This is a genomic window from Candidatus Sphingomonas colombiensis (assembly GCA_029202845.1).
In the GTDB taxonomy this organism is placed as follows: Bacteria; Pseudomonadota; Alphaproteobacteria; order Sphingomonadales; family Sphingomonadaceae; genus Sphingomonas; species Sphingomonas colombiensis.
Genome location: CP119315.1, coordinates 2,309,513 through 2,329,054 on the forward strand (window position 1 = coordinate 2,309,513; position 19,542 = coordinate 2,329,054).

General features: G+C 65.7%; 21 protein-coding genes. 11 read left to right on the plus strand and 10 right to left on the minus strand.

Annotated elements, in window-relative coordinates; all coding sequences use genetic code 11:
• Nucleotides 1–2: 2 nt before the first annotated feature.
• From P0Y64_11160 to P0Y64_11175, 4 genes are all read right to left on the minus strand, one after another.
• A complete protein-coding gene (locus P0Y64_11160) occupies nt 3–416 on the minus strand; it encodes a globin (protein ID WEK41953.1) in 414 nt (137 codons plus the stop codon).
• Nucleotides 417–467: 51 nt separating this feature from the next.
• The gene (gene phhA / locus P0Y64_11165) at nt 468–1,334 is read right to left on the minus strand and encodes a phenylalanine 4-monooxygenase (protein ID WEK41954.1); all 867 of its coding nucleotides are present in this window, start codon (nt 1,332–1,334) and stop codon (nt 468–470) included.
• Between the two features lie 85 nt (nt 1,335–1,419).
• The gene (locus tag P0Y64_11170) at nt 1,420–1,848 is read right to left on the minus strand and encodes an OsmC family protein (GenBank protein ID WEK41955.1); all 429 of its coding nucleotides are present in this window, start codon (nt 1,846–1,848) and stop codon (nt 1,420–1,422) included.
• Nucleotides 1,849–1,922: 74 nt separating this feature from the next.
• Nucleotides 1,923–2,231: a glycine zipper 2TM domain-containing protein gene (locus P0Y64_11175; GenBank protein WEK41956.1), complete on the minus strand. Its 309-nt coding sequence runs from the start codon at nt 2,229–2,231 to the stop codon at nt 1,923–1,925.
• A 1,174-nt stretch (nt 2,232–3,405) separates the two neighbouring features.
• Between P0Y64_11175 and P0Y64_11180 the strand changes: the two genes are divergently transcribed.
• Nucleotides 3,406–4,029, plus strand: coding sequence for a TRIC cation channel family protein (locus P0Y64_11180; GenBank protein ID WEK41957.1), 624 nt, complete (start codon nt 3,406–3,408; stop codon nt 4,027–4,029).
• 9 nt (nt 4,030–4,038) lie between these two features.
• On the opposite strand, the gene P0Y64_11185 is transcribed toward P0Y64_11180, so the two are convergent.
• From P0Y64_11185 to P0Y64_11200, 4 genes are all read right to left on the minus strand, one after another.
• A complete protein-coding gene (locus P0Y64_11185; GenBank protein ID WEK41958.1) occupies nt 4,039–4,602 on the minus strand; it encodes a GNAT family N-acetyltransferase in 564 nt (187 codons plus the stop codon).
• A 70-nt stretch (nt 4,603–4,672) separates the two neighbouring features.
• Nucleotides 4,673–5,146, minus strand: coding sequence for a ribosomal protein S18-alanine N-acetyltransferase (gene rimI / locus P0Y64_11190; protein ID WEK41959.1), 474 nt, complete (start codon nt 5,144–5,146; stop codon nt 4,673–4,675).
• Nucleotides 5,143–5,754, minus strand: coding sequence for a tRNA (adenosine(37)-N6)-threonylcarbamoyltransferase complex dimerization subunit type 1 TsaB (tsaB, locus tag P0Y64_11195; protein WEK41960.1), 612 nt, complete (start codon nt 5,752–5,754; stop codon nt 5,143–5,145). Before tsaB ends, rimI begins: the two co-directional genes overlap by 4 nt.
• 15 nt (nt 5,755–5,769) lie before the next feature.
• The gene (locus P0Y64_11200; GenBank protein WEK41961.1) at nt 5,770–6,363 is read right to left on the minus strand and encodes a malonic semialdehyde reductase; all 594 of its coding nucleotides are present in this window, start codon (nt 6,361–6,363) and stop codon (nt 5,770–5,772) included.
• 97 nt (nt 6,364–6,460) lie between these two features.
• On the opposite strand from P0Y64_11200, the gene fdhD reads away from it, so the two are divergent.
• Nucleotides 6,461–7,246 carry a formate dehydrogenase accessory sulfurtransferase FdhD gene (gene fdhD, locus P0Y64_11205; GenBank protein WEK41962.1) on the plus strand — a complete coding sequence of 262 codons (786 nt, stop codon included), beginning with the start codon at nt 6,461–6,463 and terminating at the stop codon, nt 7,244–7,246.
• Complete coding sequence (locus P0Y64_11210) at nt 7,243–7,782, plus strand: molybdenum cofactor guanylyltransferase (protein ID WEK41963.1); 540 nt, start codon at nt 7,243–7,245, stop codon at nt 7,780–7,782. Before fdhD ends, P0Y64_11210 begins: the two co-directional genes overlap by 4 nt.
• On the opposite strand, the gene P0Y64_11215 is transcribed toward P0Y64_11210, so the two are convergent.
• Both P0Y64_11215 and P0Y64_11220 read right to left on the minus strand, forming a co-directional pair.
• Complete coding sequence (locus P0Y64_11215) at nt 7,742–9,478, minus strand: DUF885 family protein (protein WEK41964.1); 1,737 nt, start codon at nt 9,476–9,478, stop codon at nt 7,742–7,744. The two genes, P0Y64_11210 and P0Y64_11215, sit on opposite strands and share 41 nt — an antisense overlap.
• Before the next feature lie 40 nt (nt 9,479–9,518).
• Nucleotides 9,519–10,481: a DMT family transporter gene (locus P0Y64_11220; GenBank protein ID WEK41965.1), complete on the minus strand. Its 963-nt coding sequence runs from the start codon at nt 10,479–10,481 to the stop codon at nt 9,519–9,521.
• A 70-nt stretch (nt 10,482–10,551) separates the two neighbouring features.
• Here P0Y64_11220 and proS point away from each other — a divergent pair, with 70 nt between their 5' ends.
• The 8 genes from proS (at nt 10,552) to tal (ending at nt 19,515) form a co-directional block, all read left to right on the plus strand.
• Complete coding sequence (proS, locus tag P0Y64_11225) at nt 10,552–12,084, plus strand: proline--tRNA ligase (protein WEK41966.1); 1,533 nt, start codon at nt 10,552–10,554, stop codon at nt 12,082–12,084.
• The gene (locus P0Y64_11230; protein ID WEK41967.1) at nt 12,084–12,509 is read left to right on the plus strand and encodes a hotdog fold thioesterase; all 426 of its coding nucleotides are present in this window, start codon (nt 12,084–12,086) and stop codon (nt 12,507–12,509) included. Before proS ends, P0Y64_11230 begins: the two co-directional genes overlap by 1 nt.
• Nucleotides 12,510–12,526: 17 nt before the next feature.
• Nucleotides 12,527–14,050: a fumarate hydratase gene (locus tag P0Y64_11235; protein WEK41968.1), complete on the plus strand. Its 1,524-nt coding sequence runs from the start codon at nt 12,527–12,529 to the stop codon at nt 14,048–14,050.
• Between the two features lie 91 nt (nt 14,051–14,141).
• The gene (locus tag P0Y64_11240) at nt 14,142–14,513 is read left to right on the plus strand and encodes a DUF6491 family protein (GenBank protein ID WEK41969.1); all 372 of its coding nucleotides are present in this window, start codon (nt 14,142–14,144) and stop codon (nt 14,511–14,513) included.
• Nucleotides 14,514–14,581: 68 nt separating this feature from the next.
• The gene (locus P0Y64_11245) at nt 14,582–15,472 is read left to right on the plus strand and encodes a crotonase/enoyl-CoA hydratase family protein (GenBank protein ID WEK41970.1); all 891 of its coding nucleotides are present in this window, start codon (nt 14,582–14,584) and stop codon (nt 15,470–15,472) included.
• 18 nt (nt 15,473–15,490) lie between these two features.
• Entirely contained in the window at nt 15,491–16,168 is a 678-nt protein-coding gene (gene rpiA / locus P0Y64_11250) for a ribose-5-phosphate isomerase RpiA (protein ID WEK41971.1), read from the plus strand.
• A 71-nt stretch (nt 16,169–16,239) separates the two neighbouring features.
• Nucleotides 16,240–18,309, plus strand: coding sequence for a transketolase (gene tkt, locus P0Y64_11255; GenBank protein WEK41972.1), 2,070 nt, complete (start codon nt 16,240–16,242; stop codon nt 18,307–18,309).
• Between the two features lie 96 nt (nt 18,310–18,405).
• Complete coding sequence (gene tal / locus P0Y64_11260; protein ID WEK41973.1) at nt 18,406–19,515, plus strand: transaldolase; 1,110 nt, start codon at nt 18,406–18,408, stop codon at nt 19,513–19,515.
• The last annotated feature ends 27 nt before the right edge of the window (nt 19,516–19,542 follow it).

Consider the following 19,542-nt stretch of genomic DNA (forward strand, 5'->3'; position numbering starts at 1 on the left):
CGTCAGGGGTAGGAAAGGGGGGAGGTCGTCCATTCGCTGATCGCGCGCGCGATCAGCGTGTTGAGCGCCTGCGCGTTACGCCCCCATGCCGCGTCGGTGGCGTCGCTCCATTCCGGGCCCGCCGCCTCGCCCAGCGCATCGATCGCCATATCGACGAAATCGGCATATTCGTCGGCTGGGAGGTGACCATAGTTGCGGTGCTGATAAACCAGCTCCGCGACCTGGCCCCATACCCAGCCTTCGCCTTGTGCGAGCCCGAGCATCCACCCCAATGTTTCGCTCGTCATGCGCAGCGACGTGGCCTCGACATGCATGAACAGCGCGCGACGAGCGGGATAGCGGGCGAAGAAGCGTTCGAACAACGCCGCGCGCATCGCCGGTTCATGCGGCGCGGCGGCGAGGAGGCTCCGTTCCATCAGTGCCGCATCGCTCTCCATGGTGCGATTGTGGCGCTATTTACATCGGTGTCAATGATCCGCCTTGGCGAGCGCATAGGCCTGGGTGCCGCGCGTCAGCACCTCGTCCTCCGGCATCAGGGTCGCGACCGGAATGTCCGGCTGCTGCTTCAGCATTTCGTAAAGCGGCGCGAAATCTGTTTCGGCCGTGACGCGTAGCAGATCGTCGAAGCTCGGGATGACGAAGTAATTCTGCTGGAAATCGTCGATGCGATATTCCGAGCGCATCACCCGCGCGAGATCGAAGGCAATGCGGTTGGGCGAGGGGTCGTCGAGCGCGAACCGGCTTTCCGAATAGCTTGAGACGATCCCGGCGCCATAGATGCGCAACCCTTCCGGCTCCGCGATCAGGCCGAATTCGACCGTGTACCAATAAAGCCGCGCGAGATATTGCAGCGAATGCAGCCCCAACGCGCGCTGGCCACCCTTGCCGTATGCGACGAGATAATCCGCGAACACCGGGTCCGCGAGCATCGGCACATGGCCGAACACGTCGTGAAACACGTCCGGTTCCTGAAGATAATCGAGCTGGTCCGGCCTGCGGATGAAATTGCCGGCGACGAAACGTCGGTTGGCCATATGATCGAAAAACACGGCATCGGGCACCAGCCCGGGCACGGCTACGACCTGCCAGCCGGTGAGCTTCATCAGTCGTTCGGACAATTCCTCGAAATCCGGAATGCCGGGCCGCGAAAGTTTGAGCACGTCCAGCCCGCGCAGATAGGCGTCGGAGGCGCGGCCGGGAAGCAGCTTCGCCTGCCGCGCGAACAACGTGTCCCACGTCGCATGTTCTTCGGCGGTATAATGCGCCCAGTTCTGCGGCACCGTCCAATCGGCGGCGGCGCCGGGAGGCGGGGATTCAAGGTTCACATCGGCCATCCCGCCAACATAGCGCGCTGCGTCATGCTGCCAAGGTGGTAACAGATGAAATCATCTTGGCGGCGGTCGATTGTCCGCTTCGCGCTTATTCGGTGAGGCTGTGCGTGAGCGTGATTTCCGCTTTCATCAGCTTCGATACCGGGCATCCGGCCTTTGCCTCATTGGCGATCCGCGTGAAATCGTCGGAGGAGATTCCGGGCACGGACGCACGCAGCTCAAGCGCGGATTTCGTGATCGAGAAGCCGTCGCCATCCTTGTCCAGCGTCACTTTCGCAACGGTGTCCAGCGTCCCGCGATTATAGCCGGCACGGGCGAGCGCGAAGCTCAGCGCCATGGTGAAGCAACTCGCGTGCGCGGCGGCGATGAGTTCTTCCGGATTGGTGCCGGGTTCATCCTCGAACCGGGTGGCGAAGCCATAGGGATTGTCGGCAAGCGCGCCGGACTGGGTTGAGACGAACCCCTTTCCGTCCTTGCCGAAGCCTTCGTAACGCGCGGATCCACTGTGGGTTGGCATGGCTTTCCTCCTGCTGCGTGGTCGCGCTTATAACAGGCGCGACACAAAAATGTGCCGCGCCCGTTTCAAATAAATCAGCGGCAGCGGCGGCTGCCCGAGTCTCGCTCGATCGCCCGCCCCGCGAGTGCGCCTACCGCCGCGCCGCCCAGCGTGCCGAGCGTACGGTCGCCGCGCGTATCGATCGCGCGGCCGAGCAGCGCGCCCGCCGCGCCACCGACGATCAGCCCGGTCGTCCCGTCCGAGCGACGGCAGCGCATGCGCCCGTCCTGTCCACGCCATTCGCGATAGCCGTGGCGCCCGCGCGCCTCTGCTTCCTGCGTCGTGGCGATCAGCGTCGGCACGACCATCGCCGTGGCGCCCAGCGCCAGCATCAGTTTACGCATATCTCACTCCCGTCTTCTGGTTAGTCACGAAAAAACAATGCGGGGGTAATGAAACAGGGCCCCTGAACCTCCGGCAACCAGTCGTTCATCGGTGCGCGATATCCACGATATCCACGTTATCCACACCCGCCGAAGAGCAATTCGTGCTTGGTGCGACTCGCGATTGATGACAGCATCGTGACTGCGGATGGACGAGGGGACTGGGGGTAAAACTTCAGTAAATTCAGAAATTTGCACCCAATCGATGATCATGCTGGTGGCGCGAGCAAACCGCAGGATGGTTGATCGGGGAGGGTGACAGGCGATCCGGTTATCCACAGGTTCGAGGCGAAAGCTGACGAACCGGGAGAAGCGGGCACGCGGCAGCCCAAAGGTATCCGGTGCGGTCCCTGACGGTCGCACCGGATACCGGCCGCCGAATGAAGCGGCGACGTGGGATTTTGCGTTCTCTTGGGAACGTCGGGTTGAGCGTCGGCGTGGATGAAGCGGCCAACGGCAGAGCGCGCGTTTCGGCGTGCGGGACAGCCGGGTCATGGCGACCGGTCGGATCGTCTCTTGAGGCGGGCAGACGGCACGTAATGGCCGAAACGCGGCGCAAACCGGCACCGTTCACGGTGAAAGGCGTGACGCGGGTGGCATGGCGAACAGAAGCACTGGCCTGCGGGCTCGCGGTTTCGTTCCCAACCACCGAAACCGCGAAGCTCGCTGCGACAAGTGGTGAGTCGAGCAAGCCGTCGAAAACCGGCGCGGCGTCCTTCGGGGCAGCAAACCGCGCTAGGTGCGGCGACAGGGGGATCGGTAGCAATACCGGTCCCCCGAATGCGTTTCGGGGCGGGGCGCCGGACGAGCCGCTCAGGTGGCGGCGTTTCAATTCCGGTGTTCGGAGGCCCCACGGGCTCCTGCGCGATAGCGACGCGGTCCTCACGAGGCACATTCGCGCAATCGAATCGGATCGCCAGCATCCAGCTTTGAGGAGGAGCTGGCCGAGCCTCGTGCGCTATCGCAAAGCCACCGAAACCGGGTGAGAACGCTGCGGGTGTCCGCATTCGCGGCCAGGTTGAAGCCGAAGCCCGGGTTCGCGCTATGCCGGTCGAACGCCGACTATGCCCTTCCTTCTCAACGCGGATCGGCCCCGCCCGTGGAAATTTCGATCGACCCGCGTTAGCCAGTTCGCATGCCGCCCGAACTTCTGCCCGTTTTTGCCCCATGGCTCGATCTCGCCGGGATCGCGGTGTTTGCCGCATCTGGTGCGCTGGCCGCCGCGCGGCGTGCGCAGACGATGGTCACGCTCGCCTTTTTCGCGCTGATCACGGGCGTGGGCGGCGGGACGGTGCGTGATCTGCTGATCGGCGCGCCGGTGTTCTGGGTGCATGACAGTCGCGCCGCCGCCGTATGCCTGTCGGTTGCGTTGCTGATCTGGATGACCCCGGAGAAATGGTGGCGCGGCGCGGCGCTCGACTGGTTCGATGCGGTGGGGCTGGCGGCCTATGCCGTTTACGGCGCGGCCAAGGCGATGCGCTTCGGGGTGCCACCGCTGCCGGCCGCGCTGATGGGGGTGATGACCGCCTGTGCCGGTGGTGTGATCCGCGACGTGGTGGCCGGTGTGCCCTCGATCATCATGCGGCCGGAGCTTTACGTCACAGCGGCCGCATTGGCAGCGGCGCTATATGTTGCGCTGACCCTGCTCGGTTTGCCGGCAGTGCTCGCGGCGACCCTTGCCGCGCTCGCCGGATTCGTCCTGCGCGCCGCCGCGATCCGTTTCCGGCTGGCGTTGCCGGCTTATCGAGGACGGCGCTGACCGCGAGGGTCAGACGCGGACGACGCCCGTCTCGGTGAAGGGGCGTGGCTCGGTCGGCGGGGTGACGCTATCGTTCAGCGAACACTGCCAGAAGCCGACATCGACCCAGCGACCCTGCTTATAGCCGATCTCGCGATAGACCCCCGCGCGACGGAATCCCACCGCCTCATGGAGCGAGATCGATCCGTCATTGGGGAGTGACAGCACCCCGATCGCCTGAGTGAAGCCCTGCGCGCGCAGCGTATCGATCAACGCCTCGTACAATAGCCGCCCGACGCCTTGCCCCTGCACCGATCCCGAAACGTAGATCGAGGTTTCAACGACATAGCGATATGCCGGGCGATCGCGGAAACGCGTGGCATAGGCATAAGCCACCACGCCGGCATCATCACCCGCGCCGGAAGTGGCGACTAACCATGGGTAGAGGCCGTTCGATGCGGCCATCCGCGTGCGCATTGCCCGCGCATCCGGCGCATCGGTTTCGAACGATACGGTGCCCGACAGGACATAGGGAGCGTAGATCGCGGCGACGGCGGCGGCGTCTTCGGGTTTGGCGGGCCGGATGACGATCAATGCATGGCTCCCTCGATACTGGCTGACCGCGCTATCGGGACATGGCGTGCGGGGCAACAGCCACGCTGCTTCACAACGTGACGGCGTAGCTGTGCGCGTCGAAGCTTTGCCCGGTACGCCCACGATAATAATCGCGCCGTTCGCCCACCTTGGCGAAGCCGTGCGCGGCATAGAGCGCGACTGCCTCATTCCCGGCGCGCACCTCCAGATGAAGCCGGGTCACCTTGCGCATCCGTGCGTCAGCGATCACCCCGCGCAGCAGCGCGGCGCCGATCCCGCGCCGCCGAAACGCCGGGTGGACGGCGATCAGCAGCAGTTCCGCTTCATCGAGGATCGCCCGCGACAGCGCGAAGCCGGCGACCTCGCCATCGGCGCGCGCCAGCGTCAGCCATACACCGGGCATGCTGAGGATGCCGAGACACTGGCTGTGCGTCCACGCCTCGCCGAAACGCGGATCGAACGCTTCGGCCATTACGGTGTCGATCGCCGCGATATCCGATGCGGCGCCCGAGACCAGCTCCACCATGCGCAGCGACGCGCTCATGTCGGGAGCTTGGCATCCGGCGCGCGGCCATAGAGCGGGCGGGCGGGAAGGGCGGCCATGTCATCCGGCAGCAGCACCGCGTTCGCGGCTTGCGGCAGTGCGTCGTGCAACGTCAGCCCGGCATCGAGCGGCGCGAGCCAGCGCACCCCGCTGCCCACCGCCGGGCGGCCGGCGAGTGCCGCCAGCGCGTCCGCGGGTGGGAGCGAATGCAACGGGCCTTGCGCGGCGAGGGGAGCGACGAAGCTCTGCATGAACAGCTCACCGTGCCCTCCTTCCAGCACGACCGCAAGCGGCGCGCTCACGCCGTCCGCGATCGCCTGCGCCGCGAGTAGCGCGGTTGAGCTATAGCCCGCGACCGAAGCGCCCCAGCCGAGCGCCAGCCCGCGCGCCGCCGCGATGCCGACGCGGATGCCGGTGAAACTGCCCGGCCCGACATCGACCAGAATGCGTGCCGCACGGCCGCCATCGAGCAGTTCCGCGATCATCACGACCAGCCGCTCGGCATGGCCGCGCCCGACGACTTCGTGACGCGCATCGATCACGCGCCCATCCTCGATCAGCGCGACCGAGCAGGCGGCGGTGGCCGTATCGATTACCAGCGTAGGCATGTGATCGTCCGGCTGTCAGGCGATGCGGTTGAACTTCTCGAACGCGGGGCGTGGCGAACGGCCGAAGATCGTCGCCGGATCGCCATGGCCGAGCGTCGAGATAAAATTGGCGCGCACAGCAGGCTGATCGGCAAAGAAGGCCGCTTCCACCGCCGCCGCGTCAAAGCCCGACATCGGCCCGGTATCGAGCCCGAGCGCGCGCACGGCCATGATGAAATAGCCGCCCTGCAAGGTGGAGTTGCGGAACGCGCTCGATTCGCGCAGCGCTTCGTTGCCATCGAACCACGGCTTCGCATCGGTGTGCGGGAACAGCTCCGGCAGATGTTCGTGGAAATTCAGGTCCATGCCGATCACGACGCTGACGGGGGCCTTCAACACCTTGGGGCGATTGCCCTCCGAGCATGCGGCGGCGAGCTTTGCCTTCGCCTCATCCGACACGCACCACACGAGGCGGGCGGGAAGCTGGTTGGCCGAGGTCGGCCCCATCTTCATCAGATCCCAGATCGCGCGTAATTCGGCTTCGGTGACGGGTTCGTCGGTATAGCCGTTATAGGTGCGGGCGGTGCGGAAGAGCTGGTCGAGCGCAGCATCGTCGAGGGGCTTGGTCATCGCCGATGGCTATAGCGTCGCTCGCGCGGCCCCGTCGATAGCGATGGCGGGAGACGCAATGTTTCTGTTCGCGGCCTTGTGCGGTTAAGACGATCGCATGGCCGAGCGAACCAGCAGCCTTGTGGATTTAGAGCGCATTTCTGCCTCGGGCGATGCGGCACGCGTGGCGCGCGCCGTGGCGGTGGAGCGCCCGATCGCGATCGAATTCAATGGCATCGGTTATGCCGTGATGATGGCGACGCCGGCTGATCTCGCCGATTTCGCGACCGGCTTCGCCTTCACCGAACGGCTGGTGACGCGCGCCGCGCAAATCCGCGATATCGATCATGTGGCGCGCGACGAGGGCGAATTGCTGCGCGTCACGCTGGCGGCGGAATGCGGCGAAGCCGTAATCGAGCGCGCGCGACATCGTATATCCGAATCGTCCTGCGGGCTGTGCGGGATCGAAAATCTCGCGCAGGCGATCCGCCCCTTGCCGATGGTCCGCGCCGCGCCTTGCGCCGCCCCGGAAGCGATCTTTCGCGCGCTGGCGACGCTTTCCGCGCAGCAGCCGCTCAACCGCGAGACCGGCGCGGTCCACGCCGCGGCGCGCTGCACGGCGGACGGGGAGGTGATCGCGGTGCGCGAGGATGTCGGGCGACACAATGCGTTCGACAAATTGATCGGCGCGATGCTGCGCGACGGCGCGGACTGGGAGGGGGGCTTTGCCTTGCTCACCTCGCGCTGCTCGTACGAACTGGTCGAGAAAGCCGCGCTGGCGGGATGCCCCCACCTCGTCACTATTTCTGCGCCGACCAGTCTGGCGATTGAGCGCGCGCGCGCCTGCGGGTTGAAGCTTACCGCGCTCGCCCGGGCGGACGCGATGCTGGAGCTGGGTGCGTGAAGCTGCTCGGCGTGGTGCTGGCCGGGGGCGAATCGCGGCGCTTCGGCAGCGACAAGGCGCGGGCGCTGCTCGACGGCGTGGCGTTGGCGGAACACGCGGTGGCGACGCTGGCGCCATTCGTGGAAGACGTGGTGGAAAGCGGTGACGCCGGCATTCACGATCAACCCGCGCCGGGGCTGGGGCCGCTTGGCGGCATCTGCGGCGCGCTGCATCACGCCGCCGCGCTGGGCTATGACGCGATCGTGACGATCGGGTGCGACACGCCGTTCGTGCCGGCCGAGACGCTGGCGGCATTGGCCACCGCGCCCGGCGCCGCTTTTGTGGCGTATACGCCTATCATCGGGCGCTGGCCCGTCGTGCTGGCGGCGTCGCTCGAACGCCACCTCCACGACAACCCTGACCGATCGATGCGCCGCTGGTGCGCGTCGATCGGCGCGACACCGATCGATGCGCCGCCGATCGCCAATATCAACCGGCCGGCGGACCTCGCCGCGCTCAGTCTTTCGGATAGGGGGAGGGGCCGCCCTCCGCGATGAAGCGATCGACTCGCGCCTCCAGCACCGGCAGCGGCACCGATCCGAGCGAGAGCACCGTATCGTGGAAGTTGCGGATATCGAATTTCGGCCCCAGTGCCTTTTCCGCCTTGGCGCGCGCCTTCTGGATCGTCAGCTCGCCAAGATAATAGGACAACGCCTGCCCCGGCCAGCCGATGTAGCGATCCACCTCCGTCATGATCTCGTGATCGGACAATGCGGTATTGTCGTGGAGGAATTGCTGCGCCTGTTCGCGCGTCCAGCTTTTGGTGTGGATGCCGGTATCCACCACCAGCCGCGCGGCGCGCCACATCTGATAGGATAGCATCCCGAACCGTTCATAGGGCGTCCGGTAAAAGCCCATCTCGTCGCCCAGCCGCTCGGTATAGAGCGCCCAGCCTTCGCCATAGGCCGAGATATAGCTGTTGCGGCGGAACGGCTTCAGTTCCTTATTCTCCGCCGCCAGCGGAATCTGAAAGGCGTGGCCCGGCGCGCTTTCGTGCAGCGTCAGCGCGGGCAACTGGATCAGCGATCGCGACGGCAGATCGTAGGTGTTGACCAGATACACGCCCGGCCCGCCACGACCGGCGGTGTAATAAGGGGCGATCTCGGGCGGCACCTCGATGATCGCGAAGCGCTGGCGCGGCAACCGGCCGAACCATTTCGCCGCCATCCCGTCGAAACGCTTGGCGTGCCACGCAGCCTCTTTCATCAACTGATCGGCGGTGCTCGGGTGGAATTGCGGATCGGTGCGAAGGAATTTCAGGAACGCGGGAAGATCACCCGTGAACCCGGCATCGGCCTTCACCTGCTCCATCTCCGCGCGGATCTTCGCGACTTCGGACAGGCCGAGTTGGTGGATCTCCTCCGGCGCCATGTTCGTCGTCGTGTAAACGCGGATGCGGCTCTGATAATAAGCCTTGCCGTTCGGATATTTATCCGCGCCCAGCTCCTTCGTCAGGCCGGGGAAATAGCTTTCCCGCAGGAAGGCGAGCAGCTTGCGATGAGCCGGAATCACCTGCTCCGCGATCACTTTGCGGGCGGCGGCGCGCAACGCGTCCTGCGTCGCCTGCGGCATCGTCGCGGGGAGCTTGGTGAAGGGATGGTAATAAGTGATTTTGGTAATATCGGTCGCGCCGGCGATGTCGGCGACGCCCTTCTCGCGGCCTTGCATCACGATCGCCGGCGGGGTGAAGCCGCGCGCGAGGCCGGCCTTCATATTGTCCGTCTCCTGCGCGAAATAGCGCGGGATATCGGCAAGCCATGACAGATACGCGCGATAATCGCGCTCGCCGTTCGCGAAATCGCCGCGCGCGGCATAAGTGAGGTCCGACCAGAAGGCGCTGTCGCCGTTGACCGGCTTTTCCCACTCGCGGAATGTCTCGTCGTCGATCTGGCTCGCGATCTGCGCGCGATAGACCTGCCAGTCGGTCAGCGTGTCCGGCGAGAGGCGTTTGGTATCGACCGAATCGAGCTTCGCCAGCACGCTTTGCCAGTGCGCGAGGCGGCGGCCGTGGGTGGCCGCGGAATCGTCCGCGATATGCGGCCGCACCGTGCCGGGCGCGCTTTCCGCGATCCCCTCGTGCTCGCGCCAGGTCCATTCGTCCTGCCAGATGCGATCGAACTGGTGATCGGTCGCCGTGGGGGCGGGGGCGGCGGCGATGAGCAGCAGGGCTGCCGGAATGAGCGAATGGCGCATGGCCGTTATCGTGGCGGAACGACGCGCGTGCTTCAACCCGTCAGCCGGGCGTCATCGCGATGCGGGTTTCCTCGCGATGGCGGCGATGCTCGCGCCACACGATATAAAGGCCCGATGCGATGATGATCGGCGCACCGGCCCATGTCGCGGCGGTGGGCAGCGTGCCGAACAGCAATGCGCTGAACAATGTTGCCCACAACAATGCGGTATAGTCCATCGGCACGACGACGCTGACGCGGCCCAGATGCAGCGAACGAGTCATCGCGATCTGCCCGAGCCCGCCGAACAGCCCGATCGCGAGCAGCGCCGCCCAGACGCGCGGCGATTGCCAGTGCGCGGCGAAAAAGTAGGCGATGCCAAGCGGCGCGAGCGACAGCAGGGAGAACCAGAACACCGTCGTCAGCCCGCTTTCCGTCTTCCCGATCGTGCGCAGCAGAATCGATACGGTCGCGGTTAGGAAAGCCGCGCCCAGCCCGGTCATCACGCCAAGCGGGGGGATATGCCCGCCGCCGGGCTGGGTGACGATCAATACGCCGGCGAACCCGGTCAGCACCGCCAGCCAGCGCCGCCATCCCGTCGGCTCGTGCAGGACGATCGCGCCGAGCACCGTTGCGAAGATCGGCATCGAAAAGCCGATCGTCGTCGCCTCCGCCAGCGGCAGCAGCATCACGGTGGAGAAGGTCAGCGTCATTGCGCAGAGCCCCAGCGCACAACGCAGCAAGTGCGCGCCCATCCGCTGCGTACGCAGCGAGGAGAGGCCAGGCCCGCTCACGACGATCGCGCCGACGAGCAGGGTTGCGCCGAATTGCCGCCAGAACATGATCTCGCCCAGCGTCGCCCCCCATACCTCGGCGAGTTTGATCGCGGCGTTCATCACCCCGAACAAGGCGACCGACGTGAGTCGCAACATGATCGCGGCGAGCACGGGGGAGCGATGCCCGCTAACACCCGGTGCGCCGCGATCGCGCGCTATCTGTCCCCCGATCCCCATCGCGCCCGTCATTGCGGCACGCGACCTCGCGCGACAAGTCCGCAGGTGACGAACCGCGCGTCGCGCGGTAAGCGCGCGCGATATGATCAAGCACGCCCTTTCCGTCACGCGCGACGCCGATTTCGCGCAATGGTATCAAACCGTCATCACCGAGGCCGACATGGCCGAGGAATCGGGCGTGCGCGGTTGCATGGTGATCCGCCCGTGGGGCTATGGCATCTGGGAGCGTATCCAGCGCCTGCTCGATGACCGGATCAAGGCGACCGGCCATGAGAATTGCTATTTCCCGCTGTTCATCCCGCTTTCCTATTTCGAGAAGGAAGCGGAGCATGTCGACGGTTTCGCGAAAGAGATGGCGGTCGTCACCCATCACCGGCTCGTCGCGGACGGCAAGGGCGGCCTGATCCCCGATCCCGAGGCAAAGCTGGAGGAGCCGCTGGTCGTCCGCCCGACATCGGAAACGGTGATCGGCACCGCTTTTGCCCGCTGGGTGCAATCGTGGCGCGATCTGCCGGTGCTGATCAACCAATGGGCGAATGTGGTGCGCTGGGAAATGCGCACCCGCATGTTCCTGCGCACGACCGAGTTCCTGTGGCAGGAGGGTCATACCGCCCACGCCACCGCCGAAGAGGCGCGCGAGGAAACGCAGCGGATGCTGGAAGTCTATCGCAGCTTCGCCGAGGATGATCTCGCGCTGCCGGTGGTCGCGGGCGAGAAGCCCGAGAACGAGCGTTTCCCCGGCGCCGTCGCGACCTATTCGATCGAGGCGATGATGCAGGACGGCAAGGCGCTCCAGGCGGGCACCAGCCACTTCCTCGGCACCAATTTCGCGCACGCGCAGAACATCCGCTTCCAGAATGCGGACGGCGGGCTGGATTATGCGAATACGACGAGCTGGGGTGTCTCCACCCGGATGATCGGTGGCGTCATCATGGTCCATGGCGATGACGACGGGCTGCGCGTGCCGCCGAAGATCGCGCCGTGGCAGATCGTGATCGTGCCGATGCTGCGCGATCAGCCGGAAGACGCCGCGATCATCGATTATTGCCGCGATCTGCAAGGCGAGCTGGCCAAGCTTTCGGCGCTCGGCGAGCCGGTGCGCGCGCTGCTCGATCTCAAATCGGCCAAGGCCGCGACCAAGCGGTGGGGCTGGGTGAAGAAGGGCGCGCCGATCGTGATCGAGGTCGGCGGCCGCGATGTGGCAGGCGGCAACGTCTCCGTTTTGCGCCGCGATGGCCTGTACCGCGAGGATGGCAAGCTCGACAGCCGCGTGACGCCGCGTGACGCCTTCATCGGCGAGGCAGCGGCGATGCTGGCGGATATCCAGTCCGCGCTCCATGCCAATGCGACCGCGCGGCTGCGCGGCAACATCACCCGCGTCGACGATTGGGCCGGGGTGGAGGCGATGTTCGCTGAATCCGTCGTCAAGCCGGGCTGGGCCGATGTCGCATGGTCGCGCCCGACCGGCGAAGCGCTGGACAAGGTGGTCGAGCGGTTGAAAGCGCTCAAACTCACCATTCGTAACGCGCCGATGGATCAGGGCGCGGCTGCCGGGGTGTGCATCTTCAGCGGTGCCCCGGCGGTGGAGCGGGTGCTGATCGGGAGGTCCTACTGATGGCCGCGATCTGGACGCATCCGATCGACCTTGCCGCGCTCACCGCGCTTGGCGGGCACGCGCTCCCCGGCCTCGTCGGGATCGAGTTCACCGATTATGGTGACGACTGGATGCGCGCGCGGATGCCGGTGGACAGTCGCACGCATCAGCCGTTCGGGCGACTCCATGGCGGCGCCTCGGTGGTGTTGGCGGAGACGGTGGCCTCGGTCGCCGGATCGATGGCGGTCCCGCCCGAAAAGGTGACCGTAGGGCTGGAGATCAACGCCAACCACATGCGCCCGGCAATGTCCGGTCATGTCCACGCCACCGCCAAGGCCGAGATGCTCGGCCGTTCCACACAGGTGTGGACGATCCGCATCGAGGATGATGCCGGCAAGCTCATCTGCCTCTCCCGCATGACCGCCGCGGTGATCGACCGCCAGTAATTACAGGATATCAGCCAATGACCACGACGATCCGCTCCGCCGATCTGATCGAAAGCGTCGCCGACGCGCTCCAGTTCATCAGTTACTATCACCCGATGGATTACATCCGCGCGCTGGGCGATGCGTATCAGGCGGAGCAATCGCCGGCGGCGAAGGACGCGATCGCGCAGATCCTCACCAATTCGCGGATGTGCGCGGAGGGGCATCGCCCGATCTGTCAGGATACCGGCATCGTCAATGTGTTCGTGAAATGGGGCATGGATTGCCGCCTCGACGACACCTCGCGCAGCTTGCAGGAAGTGGTGGATGAGGGGGTGCGCCGCGCTTACCTGCACCCGGAGAACAAGCTCCGCGCCTCCGTGCTGGCCGATCCCGCCTTCACGCGCCGCAATACGAAGGACAACACCCCCTGCGTCCTCCATGTCGAGATGGTCGCGGGCGATAAGGTGCATGTCGATGTCGCGGCCAAGGGCGGCGGCAGCGAGAACAAATCCAAATTCAAGATGATGAACCCGTCGGACTCGATCGTCGACTGGGTGCTGGAGATGCTGCCGCAGATGGGCGCCGGCTGGTGCCCGCCGGGGATGCTGGGCATCGGCATCGGCGGCACGGCGGAGCATTGCGTGCTGCTCGCCAAGAAGTCGCTGATGGAACAGATCGACATGGCGACGCTGAAACAGCGCGGGCCGAAGAATGATATCGAGGCGCTGCGCATCGAGATTTTCGACAAGGTCAACGCGCTGGGCATCGGCGCGCAGGGGCTGGGCGGCCTTGCGACGATCCTCGACGTGAAGATCATGGACGCACCGTGCCATGCGGCGGGCAAGCCGGTGGCGATGATCCCGAATTGCGCCGCGACTCGCCACGCGCATTTCACGCTCGACGGCTCCGGCCCGGCCTATCTGGAGGCCCCGAAGCTCGACGAATGGCCCGACGTCAACTGGACGCCGGACAAGGCCGCGATCCGCGTCGATCTCGATACGCTGACGTCCGAGGTGGTGCAGAGCTGGAAGCAGGGCGACCGCCTGTTGCTCAACGGCAAGATGCTCACCGGCCGCGATGCCGCGCACAAGCGGATCAAGGATATGCTGGCGAAGGGCGAGCAGCTCCCGGTCGAGTTCAAAGGCCGCGTGATCTATTATGTCGGGCCGGTCGATCCGGTCGGCGAGGAAGTGGTCGGCCCCGCAGGCCCCACCACCGCGACGCGGATGGATCAGTTCACCCGCATGATGCTTGAGCAGGGCCTGCTCGCGATGGTCGGCAAGGCTGAACGCGGCCCGGCGGCGACCGAGGCGATCAAGGATCACAAGAGCGGCTATCTGATGGCGGTGGGCGGCGCTGCCTATTTGGTGGCGCGCGCGATCAAGGGCTCGAAGGTTGTCGGGTTCGAGGATCTCGGCATGGAAGCGATCTACGAATTCGAGGTGCAGGATTTCCCCGTCACCGTCGCGGTGGATGCGGAAGGGAATAACGTCCACCAGCTCGCTCCGCTGGTGTGGCGCGAGAAGATTGCGAAGGAGCATCTGCTCGTCGGCGCGTGAGTAAAACAGGCGGGGGAGCGTCAGGCTCCCCCGGCGTCCGGAGCCGCATTGATGTTCGTTCGTTGATGGCGCGTCGAATGGAGACGAAGCCATGTTCAAATCGGGTACAATCGCCGCGATCGCGCTGATTGCTTCGGTTCCAGCCGCACAGGCGAAACAGGCCGCGGGCGCGCCGGATGCCAAGGAGGCCAGCGTCCCCTTCGTCAATCACGGCACGATCGATGATTTCCGCGCGGACGGGGATCAGGCCGTCTATCTGCGGGCGAACGGCTTCGACTGGTATTATGCGCGGCTGATGGGCCCGTGCACGCAATTGCCGTTCGCGGAACATATCGGCGTGGAGACGCGGGGCACGGACACGCTGGATCGCTTCGCGACGTTGATCGTCGGCCATCAGCGGTGCCAGCTCACCTCACTCGTCAAGAGCGCGCCGCCGCCGGGGAAGAAACCGAAGAAGAGCTGAGCCGCGCTTGCGCCTCTCACCATAAATAATGTTATGCTGCCTTCGAACCAGATCGAAGGAGAGGCGGCTTGGACTACGAACAGATTCGCTATGCGGTGAGCGACGGGATCGCGACGATCACGATGAACCGCCCCGAAAAGCTTAACGCCTTCACCGGGCGCATGATGAACGAGATGATCGATGCGTTCGACCGGATCGACGCGGACGATGACGTGCGCGCGGTGATCGTGACGGGCGAGGGGCGCGCTTTCTGCGCCGGTGCCGATCTGTCGAGCGGCGCCAAGACCTTCGACTATGAGGGACGCGGCGACGATTCGCCGATCGGCCCGAATGGCGAGCTGCGTTATTCGAGCGAAAGCGCGCGCGATGGCGGCGGCCGGCTGACCTTGCGCATCTTCGAATGCCTGAAGCCGGTGATCGCCGCGATCAACGGCCCGGCGGTGGGGGTGGGCTCGACCATGACGCTGCCGATGGATATCCGCCTCGCCAGCGAAAGCGCGCGGATGGGCTTTGTCTTCGCGCGGCGCGGGATCGTCCCCGAAGCGGCATCGAGCTATTTCCTGCCGCGCGTCGTGGGCATCAGCCAGGCGCTGGAATGGTGCTATTCGGGCCGGGTGTTCGACGCGGCGGAGGCTTTGCGCGGGCGATTGGTGTCCGAAGTGCTGCCCGGCGACAAGCTGCTCGCCCGCGCCAACGAACTGGCGCGCGAGATCGCGGACAATACCGCCGCCGTCTCGATCTCACTGACCCGGCAGATGCTGTGGCGCGGGCTCGGCTATTCGCATCCGATGGACGCGCACAAGGTTGATAGCCGCGCGATCCTGTCGCGCGGCCGCTCGGGCGACGCGAAGGAGGGGGTGTCGTCGTTCCTCGAAAAGCGCACGCCGGTCTATCCCGATCGCGTATCCGCCGACATGCCGGACTTCGTGCCGTGGTGGGAGGAGCAGAAATACAGCTGATCCGTTATCCCCGCCACGATGCGCGTGGATGACGACAAACGACTGGCGGCCGAGGCCGCGGTGGCCGAGGTGGTGGACGGGATGCTCGTCGGCCTCGGCACCGGCTCCACCGCCGCGCACGCCATCACGGCGCTGGCGCGGCGCGTCGCCGCCGGGCTGCGCGTGGAGGCGGTGGCGACCAGCGAGGTGACCGCCAATGCCGCGCGCGCTGGCGGCATTGCCGTGCGAGACTTTAGTGAGATCGCGTTGCTGGACCTGACGATCGACGGCGCGGACGAGATCGACGCCCGGCTGTTCGCGATCAAGGGCGCGGGCGGGGCGATGCTGCGCGAGAAGACGGTCGCCGCCGCTGCCCGCCGGATGGTGGTGATCGCCGACGCATCGAAGCGGGTCGCCGCGATCGGTGCGGCGAAACTGCCGGTGGAGGTGCTCCCCTTCGCCCGCGCCTCCGTGGTGGCGGCGCTGGAGCATTTGGGCGCTATGGTGACGGTGCGCGCCGGATACCGAACCGACAATGGCAATATCGTCGCCGATTGCCGCTTTCCTGCGATGCCCGATCCACGCGCGCTGGCGGCGAGGATCGCCGCGATTCCGGGCGCTTTGGGGCACGGGCTGTTCCTCGACGAGGTCGATGCGGCCTATATTGCCGCCGATGGCGTCGTTACACGGCTGGAACGCGGCGGATCGACAGACTAAGGGGGCGGGGAATCGGCAACTGCGCGCCCGTCCGGTGCGTTCGCCATCATGATCCCGAGCGAGGCCTTTTGATGACCGACACCGCAACCGCACCCACCAGCCTCCATGAGGATGGCAGCCCGGAACGGCTGGCGATCGATACGATCCGCACGCTGTCGATGGATGCGGTGCAAAAGGCCAATTCCGGCCACCCCGGCACGCCGATGGCGTTGGCCCCGGTCGGCTGGGCGCTGTGGGCGAAGTTCCTGCGTTACGATCCCGGCACGCCCGATTGGCCGAACCGCGACCGTTTCGTCCTGTCAGTCGGCCATGCGTCGATGCTGCTCTATTCGCTGCTCCACCTTGCGGGCGTGAAGGAACTGGATCGCAACGGCAATCCGACCGGCCAGCCGGCCGTCAGCCTCGCCGATATCGAAGCGTTCCGTCAGCTCGGCTCGAAGACGCCGGGCCATCCCGAATTCCGCCACACCACCGGCGTCGAGACGACCACCGGCCCGCTGGGGCAGGGCTGTGGCAATTCGGTCGGCATGGCGATCGCCGAGCGCTGGCTCGCCGCGCGCTATAACAAGCCGGGCTTCACGCTGTTCGATCATGACGTTTACGCGCTGTGCGGCGACGGCGATCTGATGGAGGGCGTTTCGGCCGAGGCGGCGAGCCTTGCCGGGCACCTGAAGCTGTCCAACCTGTGCTGGATCTACGATTCGAATCACATCTCGATCGAGGGCAGCACCGAGCTGGCGTTCGACGAGGATGTGGGCAAGCGTTTCGAGGCTTATGGCTGGCACGTCATCCATGTCGCTGACGCCAATGATATCGCCGCGCTTACCGCCGCCTTCACCTCATTCCGCGCGATGAGCGATCGCCCGACGATGATCATCGTCCGCTCGGTGATCGGCTGGGGCTCTCCGCGCGCCGGCAGCGAAAAGGCGCATGGCGAGCCGCTGGGTGCCGAAAATATCGCCAAGACCAAGGAAGCCTATGGCTGGCCGGCCAAGGATTTCTTCGTTCCCGAAGGCGTCCAGCCCGCGTTCGAGCAGGCGATCACCGCGCGCGGCCGCCCGCTGCGCGAGGAATGGCAGGCGACCTTCGCCAAATTCGCCGAGGTCGAGCCGGAACTGGCGGCGGAGCTTGAGCTGGTGTTCGCCGGCAAGCTGCCCGAGGGCTGGGACGCCGATATCCCGACGTTCGATGCGGACGAAAAGGGCATGGCCAGCCGCGATGCCGGCGGCAAGGTGCTCAATGCGATCGCGAAGCGCGTGCCGTGGCTGATCGGTGGATCGGCCGATCTCGCGCCGTCGACCAAGACGGATATCAAGGGCGCGGCTTCGTTCGAGCCGAACAATTACGGCGGCGCGAACTTCCACTTCGGCGTGCGCGAACATGCGATGGGCGCGGTGGTCAACGGCATGACGCTGTCCGGCCTGCGCGGCTATGGCAGCACGTTCTTCGTGTTCCTCGATTACATGCGCCCGCCGGTCCGCCTTTCGGCGCTGATGGAGCTGGGCAGCACCTGGATCTACACGCACGATTCGATCGGCGTAGGCGAGGATGGGCCGACCCACCAGCCGATCGAGCAGCTTGCGATGATGCGCGCGACGCCGGGCATCGACACGATCCGCCCCGCCGATGCGAACGAAGTGGCGGAGGCATGGCGCCTGATCGTCCGCGATGGCGCGCATCCGACCGCGCTGATCCTGTCGCGTCAGGCCCTGCCGACGCTGGATCGCAGCAAATACGGCAGCACCTCGGGCGTGGAGCAGGGCGCCTATATCCTGGCCGACAGCCCCGATCCGCAGGTCATCCTGATCGCCACCGGCTCGGAAGTGTCGCTCGCGGTCGGCGCCTATGAGCAGTTGAAGGCCGAGGGGATCGCCGCGCGTGTCGTGTCGATGCCGTCGTGGTTCCGTTTCGAGCGGCAGGACGCGGCCTATAAGGAAAAGGTGCTGCCCGCGAAGGTGACGGCGCGTGTCGCGGTCGAGATGGGCGGCGAGATGGGCTGGGATCGCTATGTCGGCGCGCAGGGCCGCACGGTGACGATGCATGGCTTCGGCGCATCCGCCCCGGCCGGCAAGCTGGCGGAGAAGTTCGGCTTCACCGTGGCGAACGTGGTGAAGGTGGCGAAGGACACGCTGCGCGGCTGATATCCCCCGCGCCGGCATCGGGTTCAACCTTGTGCCGGCGCGGGTGCGATCAGATATTGTTGTTGGTTACTCGGTTCGAAAATGGAGTTGGAAGCTATGGGACGCATCAATGACCTTGAAAGCCACGGTCAGGCGGTGTGGCTCGACTTCATCGACCGCAAGCTGCTGAACGACGGTGGGCTGACGAAACTCGTTACCGAGGATGGCATCAGCGGCGTCACCTCCAACCCGTCGATCTTCGAAAAGGCGATGGGCCATGGCACGGCCTATGACGAGAGCCTCGCGGCGTTCGACAAGGCGAACCCGGAAGCGTCCGCGATGGCGCGCTACGAGCATCTCGCGGTGCAGGATATTCAGACCGCGGCGGATACGCTGCGCCCGGTGTACGACCGCCTGAACGCCAAGGACGGTTATGTCAGCCTGGAGGTTTCGCCCAAGCTGGCGGAAGATACCGACGGCACGATCGCCGAAGCGGCGCGGCTGTGGAAAGCGGTCGATCGCCCCAATCTGATGATCAAGATTCCGGGGACGCCGGAGGGCGTGCCGGCGATCGCGGCAACCATATCGGCCGGGATCAACGTCAACGTCACTTTGTTGTTCTCGATCGAGGCATATAAAGCGGTGGCGCTCGCCTTCGTCGAGGGGCTGGAGCAGCGTGTCGCCAAGGGCCAGCCGATCGATCGCATCGCCAGCGTGGCGAGCTTCTTCGTCAGCCGTATCGACAGCAAGATCGACGACAAGATCGACGCGGGCGTCGGCGGTGACGCGGCGAAGGCGCTGAAGGGTAAGGTGGCGATCGCCAATGCCAAGCTGGCCTACGCTTGGTATCAGGAGTTCATCGCCTCCGATCGCTGGCAGAAGCTCGCCGCGAAGGGCGCGATGCCGCAGCGGCTGCTATGGGCATCGACCGGGACGAAGAACGCCGCTTATCCTGACACGCTCTATATCGACACGCTGATCGGGCAGGATACGGTGAACACCGTGCCGCCCAAGACGCTCGACGCCTTCCGCGATCACGGCAATGTCGCGGAGACGCTGACGCAGGATGTGGATGGCGCGCGCAGGGAATTGGCCGATGCCGAACGACTGGGGCTCGATCTCGATGGCGTGACCGCGCTGCTGGTCGAGGAGGGCGTTCACGCCTTCGTCCACTCGTTCGATGATCTGCTGGGCGCGATCGCGGCGAAGCATCCCGCTGCCGCCTGACCCCTCCCTTCGGAACGATATCCGCCC

What these genes read in the sequence shown, in the direction of transcription:
- fdhD (WEK41962.1), top strand. Translation starts at nt 6,461, where the DNA reads ATGGCCGAGCGAACCAGCAGCCTTGTGGATTTAGAGCGCATTTCTGCC.
- tal (WEK41973.1), top strand. Translation starts at nt 18,406, where the DNA reads ATGGGACGCATCAATGACCTTGAAAGCCACGGTCAGGCGGTGTGGCTC.
- phhA (WEK41954.1), bottom strand. Translation starts at nt 1,334, where the DNA reads ATGGCCGATGTGAACCTTGAATCCCCGCCTCCCGGCGCCGCCGCCGAT.
- proS (WEK41966.1), top strand. Translation starts at nt 10,552, where the DNA reads ATGATCAAGCACGCCCTTTCCGTCACGCGCGACGCCGATTTCGCGCAA.
- tsaB (WEK41960.1), bottom strand. Translation starts at nt 5,754, where the DNA reads ATGCCTACGCTGGTAATCGATACGGCCACCGCCGCCTGCTCGGTCGCG.
- P0Y64_11235 (WEK41968.1), top strand. Translation starts at nt 12,527, where the DNA reads ATGACCACGACGATCCGCTCCGCCGATCTGATCGAAAGCGTCGCCGAC.
- P0Y64_11240 (WEK41969.1), top strand. Translation starts at nt 14,142, where the DNA reads ATGTTCAAATCGGGTACAATCGCCGCGATCGCGCTGATTGCTTCGGTT.
- P0Y64_11220 (WEK41965.1), bottom strand. Translation starts at nt 10,481, where the DNA reads ATGACGGGCGCGATGGGGATCGGGGGACAGATAGCGCGCGATCGCGGC.
- rpiA (WEK41971.1), top strand. Translation starts at nt 15,491, where the DNA reads ATGCGCGTGGATGACGACAAACGACTGGCGGCCGAGGCCGCGGTGGCC.
- tkt (WEK41972.1), top strand. Translation starts at nt 16,240, where the DNA reads ATGACCGACACCGCAACCGCACCCACCAGCCTCCATGAGGATGGCAGC.
- P0Y64_11230 (WEK41967.1), top strand. Translation starts at nt 12,084, where the DNA reads ATGGCCGCGATCTGGACGCATCCGATCGACCTTGCCGCGCTCACCGCG.
- P0Y64_11200 (WEK41961.1), bottom strand. Translation starts at nt 6,363, where the DNA reads ATGACCAAGCCCCTCGACGATGCTGCGCTCGACCAGCTCTTCCGCACC.
- P0Y64_11180 (WEK41957.1), top strand. Translation starts at nt 3,406, where the DNA reads ATGCCGCCCGAACTTCTGCCCGTTTTTGCCCCATGGCTCGATCTCGCC.
- P0Y64_11160 (WEK41953.1), bottom strand. Translation starts at nt 416, where the DNA reads ATGGAACGGAGCCTCCTCGCCGCCGCGCCGCATGAACCGGCGATGCGC.
- P0Y64_11170 (WEK41955.1), bottom strand. Translation starts at nt 1,848, where the DNA reads ATGCCAACCCACAGTGGATCCGCGCGTTACGAAGGCTTCGGCAAGGAC.
- P0Y64_11175 (WEK41956.1), bottom strand. Translation starts at nt 2,231, where the DNA reads ATGCGTAAACTGATGCTGGCGCTGGGCGCCACGGCGATGGTCGTGCCG.
- P0Y64_11215 (WEK41964.1), bottom strand. Translation starts at nt 9,478, where the DNA reads ATGCGCCATTCGCTCATTCCGGCAGCCCTGCTGCTCATCGCCGCCGCC.
- rimI (WEK41959.1), bottom strand. Translation starts at nt 5,146, where the DNA reads ATGAGCGCGTCGCTGCGCATGGTGGAGCTGGTCTCGGGCGCCGCATCG.